The organism is Acidovorax sp. CF316 (assembly GCF_000276605.1).
GTDB lineage: Bacteria > Pseudomonadota > Gammaproteobacteria > Burkholderiales > Burkholderiaceae_C > Acidovorax.
The window spans coordinates 21,334-45,287 of sequence record NZ_AKJX01000026.1 but is presented as its reverse complement, the minus strand read 5'-3'; the positions used below and the strand labels follow the sequence as shown (position 1 = coordinate 45,287).

24 protein-coding genes are annotated in these 23,954 nt (G+C 69.6%); 14 read left to right on the top strand and 10 right to left on the bottom strand.

Annotated features, from left to right (window positions below):
* Nucleotides 1-7: 7 nt before the first annotated feature.
* Nucleotides 8-3,622 carry a TonB-dependent receptor domain-containing protein gene (locus tag PMI14_RS03825; protein ID WP_007849895.1) on the bottom strand — a complete coding sequence of 1,205 codons (3,615 nt, stop codon included), beginning with the start codon at nt 3,620-3,622 and terminating at the stop codon, nt 8-10.
* 272 nt (nt 3,623-3,894) lie between these two features.
* Here PMI14_RS03825 and PMI14_RS03820 point away from each other — a divergent pair, with 272 nt between their 5' ends.
* The 9 genes from PMI14_RS03820 (at nt 3,895) to PMI14_RS03780 (ending at nt 13,568) form a co-directional block, all read left to right on the top strand.
* On the top strand, nt 3,895-4,779 hold the full coding sequence (locus PMI14_RS03820) for a gamma-glutamyl-gamma-aminobutyrate hydrolase family protein (RefSeq protein WP_007849894.1): 885 nt from the start codon (nt 3,895-3,897) through the stop codon (nt 4,777-4,779).
* A gap of 243 nt (nt 4,780-5,022) precedes the next feature.
* A complete protein-coding gene (locus PMI14_RS03815) occupies nt 5,023-5,550 on the top strand; it encodes a PleD family two-component system response regulator (RefSeq protein ID WP_052024319.1) in 528 nt (175 codons plus the stop codon).
* A gap of 404 nt (nt 5,551-5,954) precedes the next feature.
* A complete protein-coding gene (locus PMI14_RS03810) occupies nt 5,955-6,482 on the top strand; it encodes a spore coat U domain-containing protein (protein WP_193353608.1) in 528 nt (175 codons plus the stop codon).
* A 135-nt stretch (nt 6,483-6,617) separates the two neighbouring features.
* A complete protein-coding gene (locus PMI14_RS03805; RefSeq protein ID WP_157405878.1) occupies nt 6,618-7,187 on the top strand; it encodes a spore coat protein U domain-containing protein in 570 nt (189 codons plus the stop codon).
* Nucleotides 7,181-8,008, top strand: a complete 828-nt coding sequence (locus PMI14_RS03800) for a molecular chaperone (RefSeq protein WP_007849886.1) — start codon at nt 7,181-7,183, stop codon at nt 8,006-8,008. Before PMI14_RS03805 ends, PMI14_RS03800 begins: the two co-directional genes overlap by 7 nt.
* Nucleotides 7,995-10,364, top strand: a complete 2,370-nt coding sequence (locus PMI14_RS03795) for a fimbria/pilus outer membrane usher protein (RefSeq protein WP_007849884.1) — start codon at nt 7,995-7,997, stop codon at nt 10,362-10,364. The genes PMI14_RS03800 and PMI14_RS03795 overlap by 14 nt, the downstream gene beginning before the upstream one ends.
* The gene (locus PMI14_RS03790) at nt 10,361-11,332 is read left to right on the top strand and encodes a spore coat U domain-containing protein (protein ID WP_007849881.1); all 972 of its coding nucleotides are present in this window, start codon (nt 10,361-10,363) and stop codon (nt 11,330-11,332) included. Before PMI14_RS03795 ends, PMI14_RS03790 begins: the two co-directional genes overlap by 4 nt.
* Nucleotides 11,333-11,409: 77 nt before the next feature.
* The gene (locus PMI14_RS03785; protein ID WP_007849879.1) at nt 11,410-12,687 is read left to right on the top strand and encodes a putative DNA modification/repair radical SAM protein; all 1,278 of its coding nucleotides are present in this window, start codon (nt 11,410-11,412) and stop codon (nt 12,685-12,687) included.
* Between the two features lie 11 nt (nt 12,688-12,698).
* Nucleotides 12,699-13,568, top strand: a complete 870-nt coding sequence (locus PMI14_RS03780) for a TIGR03915 family putative DNA repair protein (protein ID WP_007849877.1) — start codon at nt 12,699-12,701, stop codon at nt 13,566-13,568.
* On the opposite strand, the gene PMI14_RS03775 is transcribed toward PMI14_RS03780, so the two are convergent.
* Together PMI14_RS03775 and PMI14_RS03770 are read right to left on the bottom strand one after the other, a co-directional pair.
* Nucleotides 13,537-14,508, bottom strand: coding sequence for a pyridoxamine 5'-phosphate oxidase family protein (locus PMI14_RS03775; RefSeq protein WP_007849875.1), 972 nt, complete (start codon nt 14,506-14,508; stop codon nt 13,537-13,539). The genes PMI14_RS03780 and PMI14_RS03775 overlap by 32 nt on opposite strands.
* Nucleotides 14,505-15,149: a glutathione S-transferase family protein gene (locus PMI14_RS03770; protein WP_007849873.1), complete on the bottom strand. Its 645-nt coding sequence runs from the start codon at nt 15,147-15,149 to the stop codon at nt 14,505-14,507. Before PMI14_RS03770 ends, PMI14_RS03775 begins: the two co-directional genes overlap by 4 nt.
* A gap of 111 nt (nt 15,150-15,260) precedes the next feature.
* Between PMI14_RS03770 and PMI14_RS03765 the strand changes: the two genes are divergently transcribed.
* On the top strand, nt 15,261-16,178 hold the full coding sequence (locus PMI14_RS03765) for a LysR substrate-binding domain-containing protein (protein ID WP_007849870.1): 918 nt from the start codon (nt 15,261-15,263) through the stop codon (nt 16,176-16,178).
* Here the strand turns inward: PMI14_RS03765 and ftrA are convergent.
* A complete protein-coding gene (ftrA, locus tag PMI14_RS03760) occupies nt 16,131-17,120 on the bottom strand; it encodes a transcriptional regulator FtrA (protein WP_007849863.1) in 990 nt (329 codons plus the stop codon). The genes PMI14_RS03765 and ftrA overlap by 48 nt on opposite strands.
* 101 nt (nt 17,121-17,221) lie before the next feature.
* Here ftrA and PMI14_RS03755 point away from each other — a divergent pair, with 101 nt between their 5' ends.
* On the top strand, nt 17,222-17,638 hold the full coding sequence (locus tag PMI14_RS03755) for a rhodanese-like domain-containing protein (RefSeq protein ID WP_007849862.1): 417 nt from the start codon (nt 17,222-17,224) through the stop codon (nt 17,636-17,638).
* The gene (locus PMI14_RS03750; RefSeq protein ID WP_007849861.1) at nt 17,631-18,128 is read left to right on the top strand and encodes a GNAT family N-acetyltransferase; all 498 of its coding nucleotides are present in this window, start codon (nt 17,631-17,633) and stop codon (nt 18,126-18,128) included. Before PMI14_RS03755 ends, PMI14_RS03750 begins: the two co-directional genes overlap by 8 nt.
* Nucleotides 18,129-18,145: 17 nt before the next feature.
* On the opposite strand, the gene PMI14_RS03745 is transcribed toward PMI14_RS03750, so the two are convergent.
* From PMI14_RS03745 to PMI14_RS03725, 5 genes are all read right to left on the bottom strand, one after another.
* Nucleotides 18,146-18,616, bottom strand: a complete 471-nt coding sequence (locus PMI14_RS03745) for a peptidylprolyl isomerase (protein ID WP_035202240.1) — start codon at nt 18,614-18,616, stop codon at nt 18,146-18,148.
* 118 nt (nt 18,617-18,734) lie between these two features.
* On the bottom strand, nt 18,735-19,781 hold the full coding sequence (locus PMI14_RS03740) for a pirin family protein (protein WP_007849857.1): 1,047 nt from the start codon (nt 19,779-19,781) through the stop codon (nt 18,735-18,737).
* A 212-nt stretch (nt 19,782-19,993) separates the two neighbouring features.
* A complete protein-coding gene (locus PMI14_RS03735) occupies nt 19,994-20,482 on the bottom strand; it encodes a DUF1579 domain-containing protein (protein ID WP_007849855.1) in 489 nt (162 codons plus the stop codon).
* 27 nt (nt 20,483-20,509) lie between these two features.
* Entirely contained in the window at nt 20,510-20,857 is a 348-nt protein-coding gene (locus PMI14_RS03730) for a GFA family protein (RefSeq protein WP_035202253.1), read from the bottom strand.
* 29 nt (nt 20,858-20,886) lie between these two features.
* The gene (locus PMI14_RS03725; RefSeq protein ID WP_007849851.1) at nt 20,887-21,321 is read right to left on the bottom strand and encodes a VOC family protein; all 435 of its coding nucleotides are present in this window, start codon (nt 21,319-21,321) and stop codon (nt 20,887-20,889) included.
* Nucleotides 21,322-21,429: 108 nt separating this feature from the next.
* Between PMI14_RS03725 and PMI14_RS03720 the strand changes: the two genes are divergently transcribed.
* Nucleotides 21,430-22,092 carry a TetR/AcrR family transcriptional regulator gene (locus tag PMI14_RS03720; RefSeq protein WP_035202251.1) on the top strand — a complete coding sequence of 221 codons (663 nt, stop codon included), beginning with the start codon at nt 21,430-21,432 and terminating at the stop codon, nt 22,090-22,092.
* On the opposite strand, the gene PMI14_RS03715 is transcribed toward PMI14_RS03720, so the two are convergent.
* Nucleotides 22,089-23,075, bottom strand: coding sequence for a YafY family protein (locus PMI14_RS03715; RefSeq protein WP_007849847.1), 987 nt, complete (start codon nt 23,073-23,075; stop codon nt 22,089-22,091). The two genes, PMI14_RS03720 and PMI14_RS03715, sit on opposite strands and share 4 nt — an antisense overlap.
* Nucleotides 23,076-23,196: 121 nt before the next feature.
* Here PMI14_RS03715 and PMI14_RS03710 point away from each other — a divergent pair, with 121 nt between their 5' ends.
* The gene (locus PMI14_RS03710) at nt 23,197-23,934 is read left to right on the top strand and encodes an NIPSNAP family protein (protein WP_007849844.1); all 738 of its coding nucleotides are present in this window, start codon (nt 23,197-23,199) and stop codon (nt 23,932-23,934) included.
* The last annotated feature ends 20 nt before the right edge of the window (nt 23,935-23,954 follow it).

Sequence of the window (23,954 nt, the reverse complement as noted above, 5' to 3'; positions counted from 1 at the left end):
GACGCCCCTAGAAGCGGTAGCGCGCATCGATCACGTACCGGACGGTCTGGCGTGGCGTCCGGTCTCCGAAGAGGTTCAGCACCCCGGCGCCCACCACCCAGTGCTTGTCCTGTGTCTCCCAGTAGCCCACGAGGTCCAGGTTCCAGCCCGGCGGGCGGCGCGTGAGGTTCTGCTTGTCCTCGAAGCGCTCGGACCGGTAGACCGCCCGGGCACTCAGGTACACGCGCTGCGCGCTGGCCCAGGTGGCCCCGATCACGGCCGTGTGGCGCGGGATGTAGGGGATGCGCAGGTCGCGCACCATGCTGTTGCTGGTGCTGTCCAGGTACTGGCTGCTGCTGTGCTGGTACAGGTACTTGGCATAGCCCGACCACTGGCGGCTGAACATGCGGTTGACGCCGGCCCCCAGGGCCTGCAGCGTGCCTTCCTCGAAGCCCGGCGTGCCTTCGAGGACGTCGGTGGTCGAGAGGTTGATGAGCTGCGCATTGCGCATCTCCTCCAGGAAAGGCATGCTCGGTGTGCGCAGGTCCACCCCGATCACACCGGGGTTGCGCACGCGCAGGTGGTCGGCGCGCAGGCTCAGGAAGGTGCGCCCATCGATCTCCATGCCCAGTTGGGCCACCGTTCGGCGATGGCGACCGCCGGCCTCCACCATGCGGTCCTCGACAGGGATGCCGGCCGTCTCCACGCTGGTGAGGGTGGACGCACTCAGCGGGCGCAGCCAGTCCTGGTAGGCCATGCGCAACGTGGTCCCCGCAGCGGGGCTGAACACCAAGCCCACGCGCGGTGTCGCCACCCTTTCCGTGTCGCTGCGCCGGGCCTGGCTCGATTCACTGACGTCCCGGATCAGCAGGCCCACCGCATTGCCGCCGCGCACCCGATGGCGGATCTGCTGCAGCCCCAGGGCGCCGTCGAGCAACAGGTCGGGCGTGAACTGCTGGCTGCCCGCCAGGGTCAGGCCGGTATAGCGCCGGTCGATCTCGTTGACCCCGGCAAACACCAGGATGTCGGGTACGGCGGCGCTGTCCTGGCGGACCAGGGGGCCGTAGCCGATCACCTCGCTGGACTGCTTTTCGGCCACATGCTCGAGGGCCACGCTCCAGCGCTGCCCGGGTTGCGGGTCCACGCTGTGGCGCAGCTGCAGATAGGTGAGGGCTTTCTCGGGAGAGGCCTTCAGCCCGCCCAGGGCCGCCAGCGGCGGGAAGAGGAACAGGGTGGGAAAGTTGTCGGCGCGGTTGCGCTCCCTGCTGCGCCCGAGCTTGAGCCAGGTTTGCTCCACCGGGCTCCAGCGGTACGACAGCCCGGCCACGCCCAGGCGCGCCCGGTTGTCCGCCGTGGTCTGCCGCACCTCGGAGCCATCGCCCCACAGGTCGAGCCGGTTGCGGCCCTGAAGCGCCACGTCGTACTGGTTGGCGTAGGCGAACAGGTTCAGGCGTTCGCTGGGCTGCAGCCCCAGGCCGACGGTGAGCACGTCGGCACCGATGTTCGCCGTTCCCGAGGGATCGTGGAATGCCGGCACATTGAACACCCCGACGTCGATCGGTGAACGCCTGGCGCGCGCGCTCTGCGCCTTGAGGAACCAGGACACCGGCAAGTGGCTGTTGTCCATGCCGTTGAGCGTGAGCGAGGGCGCGCTCATGCGGTAGAAGTCGCGGTCCAGCAGCAGGCCCAGCGCGCCATGGCTGCCCGGGCGCTGCAGCAGCGAGGAATGCAGCTGGCTGGCACCGAAGGCCATGGGGTCGGTCAGAAAGCCCTGGAACAGGGCCGAGTTCTTGGCGAATTCGCCGCGGTAGCGGTCGGCCAGGAACAGGTGGCTGCCGCCCCAGTAGGGCGAAAAGCTCTGTTGCGCCAGCTCCAGCGCCCAGTCCTCCATGCCGAAGAAGGCCAGCGAGGCGCCGAGGTTGGCGCTGCCCTTCTGGTCGTTGGCGACCTGGTTGAGCGACTTGAGGTAGGGCATGCGCTGCACGGCCGCGCGGGCGGACTCGACGGCATCGCCGGGCTGGAACAGGTCGGTCTGGATCTGCGCCAGCAGCAGGTAGGGCAAGGGATCCTTGTCGTCGAGGGCACTGGCCTGGCGCAGCGTGGCCAGCGCATCGGGCGTACGCCCGAGCTGGTAGTAGGCCACCGCCGTCCAGACCTTGGCGCGCGCATAGCGCGGCTCCATCACGCCGGCACGCAGGAAGTCATCGAGCGCGGCCTGCGTCTGGCCGCGCTTGAGGTGCATCAGCCCCTGGCCGGTCAGCGCGACATAGTCGGCCGGGTTGTCGCGCAGCGCGGTCCCGAACGCCAGGCCCGCCTCGGTGAACTGGTTGACGAAGGTCGCCAGCGTGCCCCGTTCACCCTGCGCCCCCGGCGCCTGCGCATCCAGTGCCAGCGCCTGGCCCAGCGCCTTGCGCGCGGGGTCGGTCTCCTCGCGTTCCACATGCGCGCTGCCCAACCCTTGCCAGGTCCGTGCGTCGCCTGGCATGTGTACCGTGGCCTCGGTGTAGGCCGCAATGGCCGCCGGCCCATCGCCCTGGCGCCGGGCCAGTTCGGCGCGCACCAGCGCCAGGCTGGCATCGCCCGTGCCGGCGCCCGCCAGCGTGGCCTGGGCTTCGTCCACCCGGTCGGTGAGCAGTTGCACGCGCGCCAGTTGGGCCACCAGGGCGGGATGCGCGGGCCAGTGCCGAGCCAGCGCCGTGCGCAGGGTGCTCACGGCGGCGGGTCCATCGCCGTCAAGCAGTTGCAGGTCCGATTGCATGAGCCAGGCGACGAGCACAGGCGCCTGGCCCGCACCATCGACCTGGCGCGCCAGCTGGCTGCGCGCAGCCTGCAGGTCGCCCGCCTGCAGTGCCACGGCGGATTCCATCGCGGCGGCCCAGCCTGCCGGCACCTGGCTGCGGACCTGCGCCAGCGCCCCGGAGGCTGCGGCGGCATCGCGCCGGGCCAATGCCTTGCGCACCGGCTCCAGCGCGGCGGGAATGCCCCCATCGGTCGAACCCTGCGCAGCCAGCGAGGGCAACGCGTCGGCGCGCAGCGCATTCACCCACTGGATGCGGTCACGCGGCTGGCCCAGCACCATCTTCACCGGTGCCTGGCCCACATCGGCGTAGGCGGCCTCGTTGGCCGCCACCGACACCTGCCCCTGCGCATTGCCGAACTCCACCGTGCCCGAGAGCACGGTGATCAGCGTGCGCCCATCGCCAGCGACCTCGATGTCCCAGTCCGTGCCGCGGATCGCGGCCGTGGCGGCGGGCGTCTCCAGCGTGAGGCGGCTGCCGTCGGCGCGGCGCGTCTGCGTCCAGGCCCGGCCGGCGCTGAGCATCAGCGTGGTCATCGGCTGCGCGGTCGTGGCCACGGCCTTGACCTGCAGCACGGTGTTCTGGTGCAGGCGCAACTGGGTGTCGTCGGCAAACAGCAGGGCCATGCGCGCCGCTTCGCGCGTGCGCACGAAGTCACCGGCCGCCAGCGCCTGGGCCTGGCGCGCCGGCTTCCAGTCCGGCGTGGCCGCGGCGCGCTGCTCGCCCGGGCCCTGCAGGCCCACGATCTCGGCCGCCGCGCCCGGGGGCACGGCGGCATGGCTGGGTGGCCAGGCCAGGGCCAGGAGCGCGGCCAACGCGGAAAGGTGCATCGTGGGATGGCGCATGGGTGCCTTGTTGTTTGTGGTGGACGAGCGGCGCAGGCGCGGGTCACACCCGGTTACCAAATTATCGGAAACGGGGCTGGTCGCAGCGCAAAGCGCGCAGCCGGCAAATCGCCATTTCATGAAGAAAGCCACATTTCATAGCACCGCGTGGCGCAGGCAGGGGCGTGCACGGCCCTTTCCTACAGACGGCGCCGAGAGCGGGTGCTACAACGTAAATACCTATTGCCTTGCATGTGCAGCGCCTGGTGCAAATGCTTACGGAGCCCCCATCCATGCCCGCAGCCCCCCGCCTCAAGATCGGCCTGTCCGCCTGTTTCCAGCACGCCGATCCCGCCCGTGCCCTGTTCACCGGCAAGACCCTGCAGTACGTCGAGCAGTCCATCGCGCACTGGCTCATGTCCGCCGGTGCCATGGTGGTGATGGTGCCCTGCCCCACGGGTGAAACCGCGCGCGGCGACGTCACGCTGGCCCACTATGCCGACTGGCTCGATGGCGTGGTGATGCACGGGGGCGCGGACGTCTGGCCGGGCAACTACGGCGAGGAGCCCCTGCGCGAGGAATGGGTAGGCGACCGCGTGCGCGACCTGTACGACCTGGCCGTGGTCAAGGCCTTCGCCGAGGTGCGCAAGCCCATCTTCGGCGTCTGCCGGGGCCTGCAGCTGATCAACGTGGCCTTCGGCGGTGCTCTCTACCAGGACATCGAGTTCCAGCACCCCGGCGCCCAGCAGCACCGCAACGCCACAACCTACGACCAGCATTTTCATGACATCGAGATCGTGGCCGGCTCGCGCCTTGCCCAGTTGTACCCCGACACCCCCCGTGCACGGGTCAACAGCATCCACCACCAGGGCATCAAGCGGGTGGCGCCGGACTTCGAGGTGGAGGCTCTGAGCGAGCCAGATGGCGTGCCTGAAGCTATTCGTCTCAAGCCTGCCCCAGGGCGCGGCTACATCGCCGCCACGCAATGGCACCCCGAGTTCCACAAGGTGGGCTCCGACACGCTGGACGACACCGCCATCCTCGAGGATTTTCTCGCCGCATGCGCCAAGGCCAAGGCGCTGGCCCCATTGGAGCACCATGCTTCGCCCTTGCGTGACCGCGCCACCCGCCTGCTACGGCGGGCGTTGCGCAGGGACCGGCAGAAGGCCGGGGAGTAGCGCCGGGAGGCTGTGCCTTGCCCGCGTAGTGGGGTAGTACCGGTGGCCGGACGGCAACACCGTCCAATCAATCGCCACGCAAAAGTAGCGAAAGTGCTTAATTTTTCTCACTGGGAGGGGCTCGCGAAACGCCAACATCTTCGGCCACCCGCCCAACATCCTGGATACTGGGTGCTTGCTGGGCCTTTATCCAGCGAGAAGCGAGCCCGTACCATGAGTATCCTAGACCGCCTTCTAGGCGGCATGCGCAAGACGACGGACCGTCCAGACGCCCCCCCCGCACGTGCCGCAGCCCCCCTGGAGCGGCGCAAGCACAGGCGCGTCAATGCGCGCAAAGGCACGAAGGTGCTGATCATCGACGATTCGCCGACCGTTATCGCCGTCCTGCGCAAGACGCTGGTCTCGGCAGGCTATGAAACCCGCGAGGCGCTGGATGCCGAGCAGGGCCTGGCCCTGATCGCCGAGGAACCACCCGACCTGGTCTTTCTGGACATCATCCTCCCGGGTATGAACGGGTTCAATGCGCTGCGCACCATTCGCAGGCTGCCCGCCTCGCAGCACATCCCGGTGATCATGATCAGCGGCAACGAGCACGCCACCGAGCAGTTCTATGCCAATCGGATCGGCGCTGACGATTTCATGAAGAAGCCGTTCTCGCGCCATGAGATTTTCGCCCGCATCGAAGCCTTGCTCGACGGGCAGCTCATTCCCCGGCGCAGCGGTGCCGCTCCGGGCGGCACCGCCACAGACGTGCCACCCGGCCCTTTCTGATCCCGCGGCGGACCTGAGCGGCCCCGCTTTACGCTGGCCATTCTGGCGGTCGCCGCAGCCGACCCATAACCCCAGGCGGATCAACGCCCTCGCATCACGTTCGTCGCCCTGCGAGTAACAGCAGCGCCAGCGCGTCCAAAGTGCCTTCGCGCCCATCGCGGGTAAAAAAAAGCTGGACGTTTGCCCAACAACGGTGCAAGGTGACCTCGTAGTTGTGTGGCAAAGGAGGCCTTCCAACAGGGCCCCCTCTGCCTTTCTTCCGGCTTTGAGAGGAGGACAGCATGCGAGCAACCGTGCGAAAGCGACAGACGCCACACCCGGTGGAGGGCCTGAACCCATCCCATGCCTGCGGGTCAGCACCCCATCGAAAACGGTACGCAGCGGCACTGGTCCTGGCGGCCGGCATGCTGGCATGGCCGACGGTGGCAGGCACGCTCACCGGTACCCTGCAATCGCAGATCCAGCTCACGGCGGGTTGCGTGATTGCGGGGAGCTCGGGCAACGCTGCCGGTGTGAACTTCGGTCTGCTGGATTTCGGCACCAAACCCAGCACCTTCACGGGCATCGTCAACGCCACGGCCTCCGGCGGAGAAGGCGTCTCGGGCCCCACGCAGATCGTGTGCTCGCCCGACGTGCTGGGCATCAGCATCCAGGTGGGTCCGGGCTCGTATGCCGGCCAGGGAAACACCATCGGCGCCGGCAGCCGCGCCATGCGCAACGGCAGCACGGCAGCCTACATTCCGTATGACGTGTTCCGCGACGCGGGGCACAGCCAGGCCTACCCGACGGGAGCGGCGGTCACAGGCATCACGGTGCCGGCCAACGGCGTGGCCTTTGCGCTGCCGATCTATGGCCAGATCAACAAGTCAGACCCCTCGGCGCTGCCAGCGGGCATGTACACGGATACGCTGCAGATCACGCTGACCTACTGATCTCCGGGCGCCGGACCACCGGCCTCAACTACCAGGAGACAGAGACAGCAGGGAAGGGGTGTGCGAAGAGCGCGGGAGCGTTCACACCACAGGCCGTGGCGGGCGGCCGAGGGAGCATCATCAATGGTTCAAGAAATGCATGCACGTGCAGGTAGGTGCTTGCGCGCCGCAGGCCGGGCCGGCCCGCAGGCGGCCGTCGCGCTGTCGTTGCTGTGCGCGTCACTGGCGGCGATGGCCGCGACGGTGCCCACCAGCCCCTCCTTTGCGGTGAGTGCCACCATCGTAAATGGCTGCATCGTGTTCGGCAATTCGTCGCAGGTGGCGGGCGTGCCCTTCGGTTCCGTCAACTTCGGCACGCACTCCGCGGTCAGCACCGGCTCGGTGACTGCGATGGCCAGCAACGACATGGGCACGCAGGCCAAGCTGGTATGCACCGCCGGCACGGCGGCGCAGGTCAGCGTGAACGGGGGCCTGAACCTGCAGGGCGCACAGCGCCGCCTGTCCAATGGGGCCGGCCAGTTCATTGCATACACCCTGTCACTGGTGGCCGGCACGGTGACCGCCCTCACGCCCAACGTGGCGGTCGGTATCACGATGGGTACGACACCGACGGCCCTGCCCATCCGGGGCAGCCTGGTCCTGCCCGGTGCCGCCGCCATGGCCGGAACCTACGTGGACACGGTGCAGGTGACCGTGACATGGTGAAAGCACACCACTTTCCGACTTTCCCCTCTGCAGCTGCCTGGCTGCTTCGCACTGCATGCCGCGTGGTGGTCACGCTCGCGGCCTGCGCCAATTGGGCACAGGCCGCGACGCCGTTGATGATCTGGCCGGTCGATCCTGTGATCACCGAGGAACAGCAGGCCGTGGCCGTCTGGCTGGAAAACCGCGGCACTGCCTCGGTCTCCCTGCAGGTCCGGGTGCTGGACTGGAGCCAGACCGATGGCGAGGAGTTTTTCTCCGCGCAAAAGGACGTGGTGGCCAGCCCGCCCATCAGCGTGGTGCCGGCTGGCAAGCGGCAGATGGTGCGCCTGATCGCCGCCCGGCGCCCGCCCATGGGCCTGGAGGAAGCCTACCGGGTGGTGATCGACGAGCTGCCCGCCCCCGACGATTCGGCGCAAAAGCCCACCGGCGCCGAGACCGGCATGGGCATCCGCCTGAACGTGCGCTATGCCATCCCGCTGTTCGTCTATGGTGAGGGGGCGCAGCCGTTTCGGCCGACCAAGCCCCTGCTCGCTGGTGGCAAGGGCAAGCCCTTGCCGCCGTCCCTCACCTGGCACGCCACCAGGCAGGGCAACCGGCACCAGCTCGTGGTGCGCAACCAGGGGGCGGGCCACGCCCGCCTGACCTCCGTGCAATGGAATACCGGTAGCCGGGGCACCATCGCGATCAACGAAGGCCTCATGGGTTATGTGCTGCCAGGCAGCCAGATGCGGTGGGAGCTGGAGGCGCCACCGCCGGCCAACCCGGAGCTCAAGGCCACGATCAACGGGGTTGACACCCTGCTCCCCCGTGCGCCGCGATGAACGCCCTGGCTTCTGGAACCGCGCAGGCCATGCACTGGTGCTCCTTGCCTTCCTGCCCGCACAGCTGTCTGCAGGCTCCCTGCCGCCACCGCCTTCGGCGTCCGATGCGGCCTCGGAGCCCACGGTGCTGTACCTCGACATCGAGGTCAACGGCCAGGCGTCGGGGGCACTGGTGGAAGTGCTGCAGCGCGGCCCCCATTTCGAAATCGAGGCGCAGACCCTGCGGCAGATGCATGTGCAAAACGGCCAGCCCGCAGGCGCACGGGTCGCGGTCGATGCGCTCCCCGGCGTCACGGCCGACTACGACGCCCTGGGCCAGCGGCTGCGCCTGTCGGTGCCCGCGCAGTGGCTGCCCATGCAGCGCCTGGCCGACGAGACGCCCGAAGAGACGCCCACCAGTGCTGCGGGCAGCGGCATGCTGCTCAACTACGACCTGTACGCCAGCCACTCGCGCGTGCAATCGATCACCTCGCTGTGGTCCGAGCAGCGCTACTTCAGTCCCCGCGGCGTGATCTCCAACACCGGCATCCTGCGCCTGCAGTCCACCGGTGGTAACCGGGGCTACATACGCCATGACACGCGCTGGACCAGCGCCGATACGGCCAATGCCACGGAAACAACTTACGGAGACCTGGTGAGCGACTCGCTGCCCTGGACCACGTCCGTGCGCATGGCGGGCGTGCAATGGGCGCGCAACTTCGGCGTGCGCCCCGACCTCATCACCTACCCGCTGCCCGAGTTTGCGGGCCAGGCGGCCCTGCCCTCGGCCGTGGATCTGTTCGTCAATGGCTTCAAGGCCGCCAGCCACCGTGTGGCGTCAGGCCCGTTCACGCTGGGCGAGCTTCCCGTCGTCAGCGGTGCCGGCACGGCATCCATGGTGACCACGGATGCCTTGGGCAGGCAGGTCTATACCACCATTCCGTTCTATGTGAACCGGGAGCTGCTGCGCCCCGGCTGGACCGACTATTCGGTTTCGCTCGGCGCCTTGCGGCGGGCCTACGGGCTGCGCAGCTTTGCGTACGGCCGGCCCATCGCCACAGGCGTGTACCGGCAAGGCCTTTCGGACCGCTTCACCATCGAGGCCCAGGCCCAACTGGGCAAGGGGCTGGGCGTGGCGGGCGTCGGTGGCATGGCCGGCCTGGGCATGCTGGGCATTGCCAACGCATCGCTCACGCGCGGCACCACGGCGCGCTCCGGCAGCGGCTGGCAGTACACCGCAGGATGGCAGTACAACACGCCGCGCGCCGGCTTCTCATTCCAGCAGACCGGGCGTGACGCGCGCTTCGGCGATGCCAGCACCTATGCCGACGACGGCTACCAGCTGTCGCGGCGATCGCGCCAGCTGAGCGTGAGCTGGAACCTGGGCACGGGCTCGGTCACGGGCGGCTGGCTGGACCTGCGCAATGCCAGGAACGAGCGCAGCCGCCTGGCTTTCGCAAGCTACAACATGCCGGTCGCGACCAACGCCTTCCTGTCGGTCACTGCGGGGCGCACCGTGGAAACCGGGGAAAACCAGTTGCGGCTGCAGCTCACCTACTTCCTCGGCGACCGCTCGACGGCCCAGCTGTCCGCATCGAAGAACCGCGAGTCCACCCAGACCTACGCCAGCTACCAGCGCACCATGCCCACCGAAGGCGGCTATGGCTGGAACGTGGCGCAGACGCTGTCGGGCGGCCCGCAACGCTACAGCCAGGCCGCGCTGCAGTACCGCAACAGCACGCTGAGCGTGGAGGGGGGCGTGAGCACCAGCCCCGGCCAGACGCTGCAGTGGGGCACGCTGTCGGGCTCGCTGGGCAGCATCGACGGCCATCTGTTCGCGGCCAACCGTGTGTACGATGGCTTCGCGCTCGTGTCCACCCAGGGCATGCCCGGCGTGCCCATCCTGTATGAGAACCAGCTGGCCGGGCACACCAACGCCCAGGGCTACCTGCTGGTGCCCAGTGTGCCCGCCTACTACCCGGGGCGCTATGCGGTGGACCCGCTCACCCTGCCGGCCGACGTGGACATCCCGGCTCTGGAGCGGCGCATGTCCGTCTCGCGCAATGCCGGCATGCTGGTGGAGCTGCCGGTGCTCAAGCTGCGCACCGCCACCATCACGCTGGTCGATGGCCAGGGCACGCCCGTGAAGGCCGGCAGCGCCGTGCTGCACGCGCCCGGGAACATGCAGACCGTGGTGGGCTGGGACGGAGTGGTCTACCTCACCGTGCTGCGGCCGCAGAACTCCCTTCAGGTGCGCACGCCCGAGGGCGCGACATGCCAGGCCGATTTTTCCGAAACAGCGTATGCATCGGCCCGCGACCTGATCGTCCGGTGTCTGCCTGCCGCGCCCCGCCCCCAGGAAGGAGCCGAGCGATGACGACCCGTTTTCTTCATCCCTTCCTGCGGCGCTGGAGCCGCCTGTGGGCCTGCCTGGTGCTGGCCTGCTGCCCGATGCAGGTGCTTGCCATTTGCGCCACCACCGAGACCAGCGGCGCACTGGGTACCCACCCCTCGCAACGGGTGCGCAGCGGCTCGCCCATCACCACCAGCGCGGATTTCAAGCTCGGCTGCGGAGTGGTGGTGCTGGCGCTGTTCGCGACCCCCACACTCAAGGCGAAGATCACCTCCGCCACTTCGGGCCTGACCCTGAAGAACACCCTGAACAGCACCATCACCGTTCCCTACGAGATCAGCCCGGTGGGCGGTGGCACCTTCAATTCGGGGCTGCTGATCATCGACCTCAACGGCATCAACGCGGTCTCGCTGCTGAGCAACAACAGCGCCACCATCGGCATCAAGATCAGTACGCTCGCCGGCGCCAACGTGCCGGCAGGTACCTACACCGACAACATCACCGTGAACTGGACCTATGCCAACATCTGCGAAGGCATTGCCGTGGGCACCGCCTGCGTAGGCGACGTGCGCAACGGCAACGTGGACCGCACCCTGACCGTGACGCTGGTGGTCATCAACGACTGCACCATCACGGCGCCGGACATCCAGTTCGGATCGGCGCCCCTGCCCAGCGGCTTCACCCCCGTCGCGCAAAGCATCTCGCTGCTGTGCACCAAGGGCATGACCTACTCGGTGGGGCTGAGCCCGGGCAACAACCTCAGCGGCGTCCGACGGCAAATGGCCAGCGGCACCAGCCGGCTGCAATACAACATCTTCAAGCCCGACGCCAGTGTGTGGGGCAGCGTCGGCACAGCGCGCGCCGCCGGCCTGGGCGTGGCCGATGGCCAGACCCTGCAGGTGATGCCCTACACCGCGAGCATCTACGCAGACCAGCCGAACGTGCCCGTGGGCACCTACACCGACAGCGTGAAGGTGGACGTAGAGTTCTAGTTCTGAGCCGCCCTGCGGGTAACGCAGCGAATAACCCTGCACTGGCCAAAACCCCAAAATCACTGTAAATTCATACAGTGATTTTGCAATCCAAACTGGCCATCCTGGCCGACGCCGCCAAGTACGACGCCTCCTGCGCGTCGAGCGGTGCCGCGCCACGCGACTCCGTGGGCGGACGCGGCATGGGCTCGACCGAGGGCATGGGCATCTGCCACAGCTATGCACCCGATGGGCGATGCATCTCGCTGCTCAAGATCCTGCTCACCAATTTCTGCCAGTACGACTGCCTGTACTGCGTGAATCGGGTCAGCAGCAACGTGCCGCGCGCCCGTTTCACGGTGCAGGAGGTGGTGGACCTCACGCTCGATTTCTACCGGCGCAACTGCATCGAGGGGCTGTTTCTGTCCAGCGGCATCATCCAGAGCCCCGACTACACCATGGAGCAGGTGGTGGAGGTGGCGCGCGTGCTGCGCGAGGAGCACGACTTCCGTGGCTACATCCATTTGAAGACCATCCCCGATGCCTCGCCCGAGCTCATGGAGCGCGCGGGCCGCCATGCGGACCGGCTGAGCATCAACGTGGAGCTGCCCACGCCCGAAGGGCTCACGGCCCTGGCGCCGCAGAAGGACGGTGCAGCCATCGCACGCTCGATGGCGCGCATGGCGGTGCACATCGAGGACGCGCGGCAGGCGCGCAAGGAGCAGGCGGCCGCCAAGGTGGTGTCCATGCCCGCCTCGGCGCGCGCCCGCCGGGCCCCGGCGCCACACTTCGCGCCGGGCGGCCAGAGCACGCAGATGATCGTGGGCGCCGACGCCACCGACGACCGCACCATCCTGGCCACCAGCGCCGGGCTCTACGGCGTGCACCGGTTGCGGCGCGTGTACTACTCGGCCTTCAGCCCCATCCCCGATGCGGCGCGCGCGCTGCCGCTGATCGCGCCGCCCACCGTGCGCGAGCACCGCCTGTACCAGGCCGACTGGTTGATGCGCTTTTACGGTTTCGCACACGGCGAGATCGTGCCCGCCGGCCAGGACGGCATGCTGGCGCTGGACATGGACCCCAAGCTCGCCTGGGCGATTGCGCACCGCGAGCGCTTCCCCGTGAACCTGAACACCGCCCCGCGCGAGCTGATGCTGCGCGTGCCCGGCTTCGGCGTGCAGACCGTGGACCGCCTGCTGGCCGCGCGCCGTGTGCGCCGCCTGCGGCATGCCGACCTGGCGCGGCTGCGCGTGCCGCTCAAGAAGGTGCTGCCCTTCGTGGAGGCGGCCGACTACCGGCCGGGCCGCACGCTGGATGCAGCCGACCTGGCGGCCCGCATGGCCCCGCCTCCCGCGCAGCGCGGGCTGTTCGACTGAGAAGCAGCCCCATGGTCCGGCACACCGTCACGCTCGCGCATGCCACCGACTGGGCAGGCTTTCGCCAGGCCGCACGCACTTTGGTGCAGGCGGGTGCGCTGCCGCAAGAGGTGGAGTGGTCCACTGCGCAAGACGCCGCGCAGGATCTGTTCTCCGCCCCCGCGGCACCAGGCCTGCCTCTGGATCCGCTGCCACGCCCGGCAAGCGGCCCGGCACCGCGCGTCCCCGAGGATTTTCTGCGCCTGTGCGAACGCCTGGTGCTGCACCGCAACCCGGCGCGCTTTGCACTCATGTACCGGCTGCTGTGGCGCCTGGCGCGCGAGCGCGGGCTGCGCCACGACCCGCTCGACGCGGACCGCCTGCAGGCCCACCACATGGTGCGCGCCGTGGCGCGCGACATGCACAAGATGCACGCCTTCGTGCGCTTTCGCCCGGTGACCGACGGCGAGGGCCGGACCGTGCAGGTGGCCTGGTTCGAGCCCGACCACTTCATCACCGAGGCCAATGCCGGCTTCTTCGTGCGGCGCTTCACGCAGATGCACTGGGCCATCCTCACACCCGATGCCAGCGTGCGCTGGGACGGCAAGGCGCTGCAGGTCGGCCCCGGCGGCCAGCGCAGCGATGCGCCGCCGGCCGATGCGGGCGAGGCCCTGTGGCTCACCTACTACCGCCACATCTTCAACCCCGCCCGCCTGAAGACGAACATGATGCGCAAGGAGATGCCGCAGCGCTACTGGCACAACCTGCCTGAAGCCACCCTGATCACCGAGCTGACCCGGGGCGCCCACGAGCGCAGCGCGCGCATGGTGGAGGCCGAGGCCACCACGCCGCGCAAGGCCATCGCGCCGCTCATCCCGTCGCACGCGCACGCATCGCGCTGAACTGCGGCGCGGGCTCGGCCGCCGTCCAGCGCCAGGGCAGGGCATTCGCGCGCCAGATGCCGCCCAGCACCTGCAGCCGCAGCACGCGCTGCGCGCCGGGCCAGCGCGCACGCGAAGCCTCGTCCCAGAGCAGCTCGGCGCGGGCGGCCACATGCAGCAGGCCGCCGTCCTCATAGTCCACCCACAGCAGCCCGGCCTGCGGGTGCAACGCGAGGTTGCCCAGGGTGTTGAAGAACAGGTTGCCGGGGTAGTCGGGCAGGCTGAGCACCAGGCCCTCGGCCGTGTACTCGGCATGCACGAAACCCGCCTCGCCACCGCGGTGCGATACGTCCACGCCTTCATTGCGCCGTGCTCCCGGGCGCGCCGCCGAGGCGCTGGCGATGAACATCGTGTCGCTGCGTGCGATCAGTCCCAGCGCGGCAGTATCGAGCCCCGGGCCCAGCACCTGGGTCGGCGCAGGTGGCGTGACCACCGCGCGCAAACCGGGCGCACGCGCCTGGATGTACTTGGGGCAGTTGCCGAAGCTCTGCACCACGCCCACTTCCAGCCCGTGGGCAGCGAACGCCGCCACGCGCCCGTTCATGCGGTTGCGCCGGCGCGTGTGCGGCTCCAGGCCGAGCACGCCCACCGGCGCACCGGGTGCCAGCCGGGCCAGCACCGGGTCGGTGGCACCGGGCGCCACGGCCAGGTGCATGGACCCGGCGTCGGGCGTCTGCACGAAGCCCGGCGGCCCGGCCACCATGGTCGCCCATGGCTGGCCCTGGTCGTCGAGCGCGCCCAGCAGCAGCGTGGGCAGTTTTTCGAACAGTTCGCGGTGCTGGTCGGGCATGTGGTCGCGCAGCACCACGGGGCCGACCGCGGCCATGCGCTCGCGCACGCCCACGCGCTCCTGCAGCGCCTGCTCGCCCACGTGGAAGGCTGCGGCGGCCCCGGCGCTCATGCCGGCACCACGGCGTCAGAGGCTGGCAGGCGGTCGGCCAGCGGCACATAGCCCGGCAGGGCCTCGACCCGTGCGACCCAGGCGGCGATGCGCGGGTAGCTGTCCAGCGAGAGCCCGCCGATCGGCGCCTGCGAGGTGTAGCTCACCATGGCGATGTCGGCCAGCGTGGGGCGGGCACCGCCCAGCAGCCAGTCACGCCCTTCGAGCGCGGGCTCCATGAAGTCGAACAGCCGGCGGCCGATGGCGAGCGCCGCCTCGGTCGGTTCGCGGCCGATGATGGCAGCGAAGCGTGCGCTCGATGCCCCGGGCGCGAGCATGCCGGCGGCCAGGCTGAACCAGCGCTGCAAGCCGGCCTGGCCCACCGGGTCCTGCGGCATCCAGTGGCTGCCAGGCGCATAGCGCTGCACCAGGTAGACCAGGATGCCGTTGCTGTCGGACAGCACCAGCTCGCCGTCGACCAGCACCGGGATCTGGCCCAGCGGGTTGCGTGCCAGGTGGGCGGCCTGCCGGTGCTCGCCGGCGATCACGTCCACATGGACCAGTTGGTGCGGCAGGCCGAGCATGGACAGCATGAGCTCGACCCGATGGCTGTGGCCCGAGATGGGCATGCGGTAGAGCGTGAGGGGTGCGGAGGGTGCCATGGTCGGAGGTCCTTGTCGGAGGGGAAGTTCACAGAGGTCTCCACGATATCCATTGCCAAATCTGCCGTGAATAGCCATAGTACGGCAATCAAAATTGCGGATTTCGCAACAATGGACCATTTGGAGACCCTGCGCTGCTTCATCGCCGTGGCCGATGCCGGGGGCTTTGCGGCGGCGGCGCGGCGCCTGGGCGTGTCGGCCACCGCCGTCACGCGCGCCATTGCGGCGCTGGAGGCACGCCTGTCGGTGCTGCTGTTCCAGCGCAGCACGCGCACCGTGCGCCTGACCGAGGCGGGCGAGCGCTTCCTGGCCGATTGCCGGCCCCTCCTCACCGACCTGCAGGAGGCCGAGCAGGCCGCCCGCGGCGCACAGGCCGATCCCCAGGGCCTGCTGGCCATCACCGCGCCGCACATGTTCGGCATGCGGCATGTGGCGCCCATCGTGCAGGACTTCCTGCACGCCCAGCCGCGCGTGCAGGTGCGCACCCTGTTCGTGAACCGGCTGGTGCACCTGCTCGAAGAGGGCATGGACGTGGCGGTGCGCATCGCCCACCTGCCGGACTCGGGCCTCACCGCCGTGCAGGTGGGCACATTGCGCCGGCTGGTGGTGGCCTCGCCCGCCTACCTGGCGCAGCATGGCGAACCCCGCCACCCCGCTGACCTGGTGGCGCACCGCGCCATCGGCTTCTCGTTCGACAACAACAGCGTCTCGCCGTGGAAGTTCAAGGACGGCGTGGTCGGCCAACCGCATTTCAGCTGGGTCAGCAACAGCAACGAGGTGGACATCGCCGCGGCCGAGTCGGGCCTGGGCCTCACGCGCTGCCTGGCCTACCAGGCGGCGCAGGGAGTGCGCGCGGGCCGGTTGCGCGTGGTGCTGGCCGCGCACGAGCCGCCGCCGGTGCCCGTGCACATCGTCTACCCCGCAGGGCGGCGTGCGCCGGCCAAGGTGCGCGCCTTCGTGGAGTTCGCGCGCGAGCGGTTGTCAGCCGAGCCCGTGCTGCAGGGCCGTGGCCTCACCCGCAAGGCCTGAAAAGTTCTGCCGGTAGCGCGAGGGCGCCGGCAGCCGGTGCAGGCGGAAATGCCGGCGCAGCGACTCGGGCGAACCCAGGCCTGCGAGGTCCGCCACCGCATCGATGGGCATGGCCGGGTGGGTCTCGAGCAACTCCTTGGCGATGGCCACGCGCTCGCGCACCAGCCAGTCCTGCGACGACAGGCCCGTGCTCTCCTTGAAGCGGCGCTGCAGCGTGCGCCGGCTCATCTGCGCAACCGCCGCCATGGAGTCCACCGTGTGGGCCTGGCGCGCGTTCTCGCGCAGCCAGTCGAGCAGGCGCGCGATGGTGCTCACCTCGGCAGACGGCATGGGCCGCGGCACGAACTGCGCCTGCCCGCCATCGCGGTGCGGCGACATCACGAGCCGCTGGGCGACCGTGTTCGCCACGCGCGCGCCATGGTCGCGTCGCACCAGGTGCAGCAGCATGTCGAGCCCCGCGGCGGAGCCGGCCGAGGTGATGGCCTGGCCTTCGTCCACATACAGGGCCGAGACGTCCACCGTGATGTCGGGGAACTCGTGGGCCAGGCGCTCGGCATAGCGCCAGTGCGTGGTGGCTCGCCGGCCTGCGAGCAGCCCCGCATGCGCCAGCACGAACACGCCCGAGCAGATGGAGCAGATGCGCGCACCGCGCCGCCAGGCGCGCTGCAAGGCGCGCAGCAGCGCCTCGGGCGGACGCTCGGCCGCATCGCGCCAACCGGGCACCACGATGGTGTCGGCCCGTGCCAGCATGGCCAGGCCATGCGGCGCCTGCACCTGCACACCACCCATGGCGCGCAGCGGGCCAGGCTCCACCGCGCACACCGCGTGGCGGTACCAGTCCACCTGCAGCTCGGGCCGCTCCAGCGCGAAGAGCTCGACCGCGCAGCCGAATTCGAAGGTGCACAGGCGGTCGTAGGCCAGGATCGCGACAAGATGGGGCATGGCGCAATGTTACCGAAGATTGTCGTGGCGGCCACTGGCCGGAGAAGCACCCCATGGCGACACTGGAGGCATCTGAAACCCCATCCAAGGAGCCAGTTGCCATGACCTCTACCCCCAGCGCCGTGGGCGCCATCCCCGCCGCCCCCAGCACCGAAGCGCTCGCGCACTTCGAGTCCTCCTTCGCCTTCGAGACCGATTGCTGGGACGTGCACGACGCCATGGACCGCGGCGTACAGGACTTCGTGCTGCTCGACGTGCGCAGCCACGCACTGTACGAGGCCGGCCACGTGCCCGGCGCGGTGAGCCTGCCGCACGCCAAGATCATCGAATCGAAGATGGCCGCCTACGCGCCCGGCACGCTGTTCGTCGTCTACTGCGCGGGCCCGCACTGCAACGGCGCGCACCGTGGCGCCGTGCGGCTGGCGCGGCTGGGCCGGCCGGTGAAGTTGATGATCGGCGGCGTGACGGGCTGGATCGACGAGGGCTTTGGCCTGGACAAGGGCGCCCAGGGTGCTTGAGCCCGCCACCCTCCGCGAGGCCGGCCCGCACGACGCGCCGCAGCTGCTGGCGATGATGCGTGCGCTGGCGGTGTTCGAGGGCTATGCCGAGGCGTTCGAGGTGACAGAACTGGACCTGTTGGAACGCGGCCTGGCCCGCAACGCGGCGGACCGCGAGTTCGGCTGCCTGGTCGCGCAGGCCGGGGCGGATGCGCCGCTCGCCGGCTATGCGGTGTGGGTGCAGACCCGTTTCACCTTCGACCTGAAGCCCACGCTGGTGCTCAAGGAGCTGTGGGTACAGCCAGCCCACCGGCGCAGGGGCCTGGGCGAGCAGTTGTTCGATGCGGTGCGCACACAGGCCGCAGCCATCGGCGCCGCGCGACTGCATTGGCTGGTGCTGCCGGGCAATGCCGCGGCCCAGCGCATGTATGCCCGCTGCGGCGGGCGCCGCGACACACGCTGGGAGCACTGGGAGCTGCCGCCCGAGGCGCTGCGGCGGCCGGCAGGCTGAGCCGGCAACGGCTCAGATCAATGGTGGTGGCCGTGGTCGCCGTGCACGTGGCGGTGGGCGATTTCCTCGGCACTGGCAGCGCGCACGCTCGCCACCTTGCAAGAGAAGCGCAGGGCCTGGCCGGCCAGCGGGTGGTTGCCGTCCAGGTGCACTTCGGGGCCCTTGATCTTGACCACGTTGAAAACGGCGGGCTGGCCATCGCTGCCCACGCCCTGCAACTGGCCGCCGACCTTCACGCCCGGGGGAAACTCGGCCTTGGGAATGGTGCGCACCAGGCCTTCGTCGCGTGCGCCGAAGGCGTCTTCCACGGCCAGGTCCAGCGTGGTGCTGAAACCGGCGGTCTGGCCTTCGAGGGCGGCCTCGACCTTGGGGAAGATGTTCTCGTAGCCGCCATGCAGGTAGGACAGGTTGCCCGCATCCAGGGGCTTGCCCTCGAGGGTGGTGACCTTGTAGGCGATGGTGACGGCGGAGTCTTTGGCGATGTTCATGGAGGACGCGCTTTCATGCAAGGAAAAGCAGGAGGGCGGCATGGCCGCCACCCTGCGGATCGGAATGCAGGATTGTCCACGACCCGGGCCACCCCTGCCCAAGCAAGGGTGGCGGCCTTCAGGCGGCCGCGGGCACCTCGTCCTCGGCCTGGCCCGGGTAGCGCGCAAAGCGCCGGGCCTCGGTGCCGTGCACCGGGTCGCTGTCGGGCCAGGGCCAGCCGCCGAACTGGGTGCGGCGGTAGTCCTGCATGGCCTGCATGATTTCCTGCTGCGTGTTCATCACGAAGGGGCCGTACTGCGCAACGGGTTCGCCGATGGGGCGGCCCTGCAGCACCAGGCATTCCGCCACGGTGGCACCGGTGTTGGTCAGCAGCCATTCCTGGCGGGCATCGATCTCCAGCGCGGCGTGCTCACGCACGTCTTGCGGGCCCACGCGCAGGCCATCGCCCACGAAGAAGTAGAGCATGCGGCGCGTGCCCTCGCCCTGTGCGGCGGGCATGGGCCACTGGGCGCCCGGCTCCAGGCGCAGCGTCCAGATCGCCACGTCCGAACCCGGCTGCGAGGCCCAGGACTCGGGTGGCGGTGCCAGCGGCGCGGGTGCGGCGGGCAGGGCGCCGGCCACCACCGTGGCGGTGGTCGTGCGGCCGGCCTCGTCGTGGTGCACCAGGCGCGGGATGTGCTCGTTCCAGAGCATGGTGAAGTGCGGATCCACCATCTTGTGGCGGGCGGGCAGGTTCAGCCAGATCTGGAACAGCTCCAGCGGGTTGGGCTCGGTGGCGCTGAGCAGCGGGAACATCTCGGAGTGCACGATGCCCTTGCCGGCCGTGACCCACTGCACATCGCCCCCGCCGAAGCGCGCGGCAGCACCGAGCGAGTCGGAATGGTCGATCAGCCCCTTGCGCACCAGGGTCACGGTCTCGAAGCCGCGGTGCGGATGGCCGGGAAAGCCGGGCACGGTCTCGCCGTGGTACATGCTCCAGCCATCCTTGCGGCTGAAGTCGCTGCCGATCTGGCGATCATCCACCGGCACGGCCGGGCCAAAAGCGGCGTTGCCGGCAGGGTAGGCGTCGTCGTGGTGCGCGCAGAACAGGAACGGGTCGAGCGTGGGCCACAGCGGGCCGAGCGGCTGGCTTTGCAGGATGGGCGTGGGATGGTTGTTCGACATGGGCAATGGCTCCTTCTGTTGTGCGCCGTCCGGATTGTGAACGGCCTGCACCTGCAGATGGGGCCAGGATGCGCCAGCGAAAGCCCCATCCATGGGACGGTGCGGTGCATGCCGCAGGACAATCCCCGCGTCCCATGCGTGGGCCGGCTGCGCGCCCAGGCGGGCCAGCGTGGCGGCCTCCGGTGCGAAGCGTCCTGGTCGGCGGTGCGGTTTCAGGAGGTCTTGCGGCGATACCTTGCTGTCATGAACTCCTTCCAGCTGCCATCGGGCTGCTGGGTGGCGGAGGTCAGCGTGCGCTCATTGGGGCCGAGGAGGGTGATGGTGTCGCGGTATTTCGCGGTGCTGCCGTCGCCGGCGAAACTCGGGCCCTCGGTCTCGAGCGGAAGCACCTTTTCGCTGGCGTCGAGCGTGCCGCGGTAGACCCACATGTGGGTCATCATCGAGCCGATCCAGGTGCCGATGAAGGCCTTTTTCTCGGGGTCGTAGCCCAGCGTGATGAGCATGCGCGCATCGCCGCCGCCGGGCATGGTGCCCGTGCCTTCGCCCAGCACCCACAGCTCGCCGAGCTGGCGCACATGCTCGGTGCCGGTGGTGGTCATGGGTGGCTCGCCGGGCCCTGCGTCGCAGGTGGATTCGCAGGTCCAGTCGCCGAGCAGTTGCTGCAGCCAGAGGTGCTGCGCCTGGGGTTCGGGGTTCATCATGGTGGGTCTCCTTGAAGGGCAGGTGGTCTACATCGCCAGTCCGTCGTGGTGGTGCACGGGAATGGCGCCGAGGTCCACACCGTCGAGCGTGCGCAGGTTCACGGCGGCCATCTTGTGGCCCGCCGGGTGCGTGCCTTCGCCGAAGGTGTGGATACCGCAGGCCGGACAGAAGCGGTGCGTGATGACGTGCTTGTGGAAGGTGTAGCTGCCCAGGTCCGCCGTGGGCGTGGTCAGCCGCAACTGGCCGTGCGGCACGAACCACAGCAGCGAGCCGCGCCGGCGGCACATGGTGCAGTTGCAGGCCAGGGCGCTGTCGATGGTGCCCTCCACTTCGAACGCCACCTTGCCGCAGTGGCAGCTGCCTGTGTAGCGCAGGGGCTGGGCTCCTGGCGAGGCTGCCGCGGTCATTGGGGCACCACCACCATCCACGACACGCCGAAGCGGTCTGCCACCATGCCGAAGGCGGGCGAGAAGAAAGTCTTGCCCAAGGGCATCTGCACCTGGCCGCCCGTGGCCAGCGCGTCGAACAGGCGCTTGGCCTCGGTTTCGGTCTCGGGCGCCAGCGACAGCGAGATGCCCTGGAAGCTGGGCTTGCCCGAGCCCATGCCGTCGGACGCCATGACCTGGGTGTCGCCCACATTGAACGAGGCGTGCATGACCATCTCGGGCTGGGGTCCGGGGCCGCTGCTGCCATCGACGGAGCAACCCGCACCGGCGGCGGGCTCGGGGTTGTCCTTGTAGCGCATGAGCATGGTCACCTCGGCGCCCAGGGCCGTGCGGTAGAACTCAAGCGCCTCTTCGCAGCGGCCTTCGAAGAACAGGTAGGGTTCGACTTTCATGGGGGATCTCCTTGGATGGAAAGGGGTCAAGGGCGGATGCCCATGCATTGTGGACACCGTTCACAAACAATAGCAGAGATAATGGACAGTGTCCACATTGCACTCCAGATGTCCGTAACCACCCGCAACAGCGTCCCCACAGCCCCCCCGGCCGCCCGCAGCACCTACCGCCATGGCGACCTGCGCCGCGCCCTGCTCGACGCCGGCATCGAACTGGCGCGCCAGGGTGGGCCCGATGCCGTGGTGCTGCGCGAGGCCACGCGCCGCGCGGGCGTGGCGCCCAATGCGGCCTACCGCCATTTCGCCAACCGGCAGGACCTGCTGGCGGCGGTGCGCGCCGCCGCCGTGGCCGCCGTGGCCCAGGCCATGGAGGCCGAGATGGCCGGCGTGCCCACCGGCGGCACGCCCACCGAGCAGGCCCACGCCCGGGTGCGCGCCGTGGGTGCCGGCTACATGCGCTTCGCGCACGCCGAGACGGGGCTGTTCCGCACTGCGTTCGGCGGGCAGTTCAGCGTGGAGCAGGACCCCGACCCCGCCATGGGCGGCCTCACCGGCCTGAACCCGTTCGAGCACCTGTCGGCTGCGCTCGACGACCTGGTGAAAGCCGGCGCACTGCCGGCCGAGCGCCGCCCGGGCGCCGAGTACCTGGCCTGGTCCACCGTGCACGGCATGGCCTTGCTGAGCATCGACGGGCCGCTGCGCGGCACGCCGGGCGACATGCAACAACTGCTGGGCCAGCGGCTGCTGGACATGGTCGAGCGGGGGCTTTAGCCCAGCTTGTAGAGCCGGGCTGTCGCCTGGACGCGCTCTACCAGCGCCCGCCGCAACGCCGCCGGGCGCAGCACCTCCACTTCGGGCGACTGGCGCATCAACTGGCCGCAGGCGTGCGCGACCGACTCGATGGGGATGGTGAGCGCCACCCGGCCGTCCTTGCGGCGCGAACGCGGGGCCGCTGCCACTGCCCGCGCCACGGCGCTGCTCAGTGCAGCGAGGCCCTTGAGCCCCGCCGGTGTGGCCAGCAGGTCTGCCTCGCCGGTGTAGAGACTGGATTCGAAGCGGCGGATGGACTCGCCCCAGTACCGGGGCAGATCGAAGCGCGCCGGGCGCCGCACGGGAGTGCCCAGTGCCGTGGCCGCGCGGATGTTGGCGACGCGGTAGGTGCGCGGGCCGCTGTCGGCGGGCACCTTGTCCACCGGCTGCGCCACCAGGTACCAGACGCCCGCCTTGAGCACCAGCCCCAGTGGGGCCACGGCACGCTCCACCGTGTCGGCCCAGCTTTCGTAGCGCAGGGCCAGCTGTTCGCCGCTCCAGACGGCGGCGGCCACGGTGGCCAGGTGGGGCGTGGGCGCGCTCTCGCGGTACCAGTCCACCGGGTCGAGGTGCAGGCGGTCGCTCACGCGCCGGGCATCCTCGCGCCACGGGGCCGGCAGCGCGGCCAGCAGCTTCAGGCGCGCGCCCTCCACGTCACCGCCCAGGCCCAGGTCACCGGCCGGGCCGGGCAGCCCGCTCAGGAACACGGCCTGCGCCTCGGACGGGGTGAGGCCGGTGAGCGTGGTCTTCCACCCCGGCAGCAGGGCAAAGCCGCCGTTGCGACCGCGTTCGGCATAGACCGGCACACCCGCCGCCGTGAGTTGGTCCACATCGCGGTACAGCGTGCGCACCGAGATCTCCAGCGCCTCGGCAAGCGCCTGCGCACTCATGCGCCCGCGGGTTTCGAGCAGCATCTGGATGGACAACAGGCGGCTGGCGCGCATGGGACTCGGAAGAAAAGGGACCGGCACGCAGTATGCCGCGAATACCTGCCATGCCTTGGCAGGTATTGGGCCGCAGACTGCAGTCTTCTCTTTTCGCCTGAATCCACCAAGGAAGCCCCGCATGCCTACCACCACCCCATCGATTGCCGACTGCTCCATCGTCGAGCTGCGCCAGTACACCCTGCACCCCGGCCAGCGCGATGTGCTCATCGACCTGTTCGACCGTGAGTTCCTCGAAACCCAGGAGCGCGAAGGCATGCGCGTGATCGGCCAGTTCCGCGACCTCGGCCAGCCGGACCTGTTCGTCTGGCTGCGCGGCTTTGCCGACATGGCAGCGCGCCAGCAGGCACTCGAAGCCTTCTATGGCGGCCCGGTGTGGGCTGCGCACCGCGATGCGGCCAATGCCACCATGGTCGATTCGGACAACGTGCTGCTGCTGCACCCGGCCTGGCCCGGAGCAGCCGATGGCCTGCCCGCGGACCGCACCGCTGCGGGTGCCGGCAGCATGGCCCCGGGCCTGCTCGATGCCACGGTGTTCTACCTCCAGGAGCCTGCAACGCCCGACCTGTTGGCGTACTGCCGCGAGCGCATGGACCCCGCGCTGCGCGCGGGTGGCGCACGCCATACCGCCTGGTACGCCAGCGAGACGAGCCCCAACAGCTTTCCCCGCCTGCCGGTGCGCGAAGGCGAGCATGTGCTGCTGGGCCTGGCGCTGTTCCGCGATGTGGCGGCGTTCGATGCCTTCGCGCAGGGCGGCATCTGGCAGCGTGACGTGGCGCCCGGCCTGGCCCCCTGGCTGGCGCGTGCGCCCGAGGCCCACCGGCTGCAGCCCACGGCGCGCTCGGCCCTGCACGCATGACGCACGCCCATCCCGGAGAC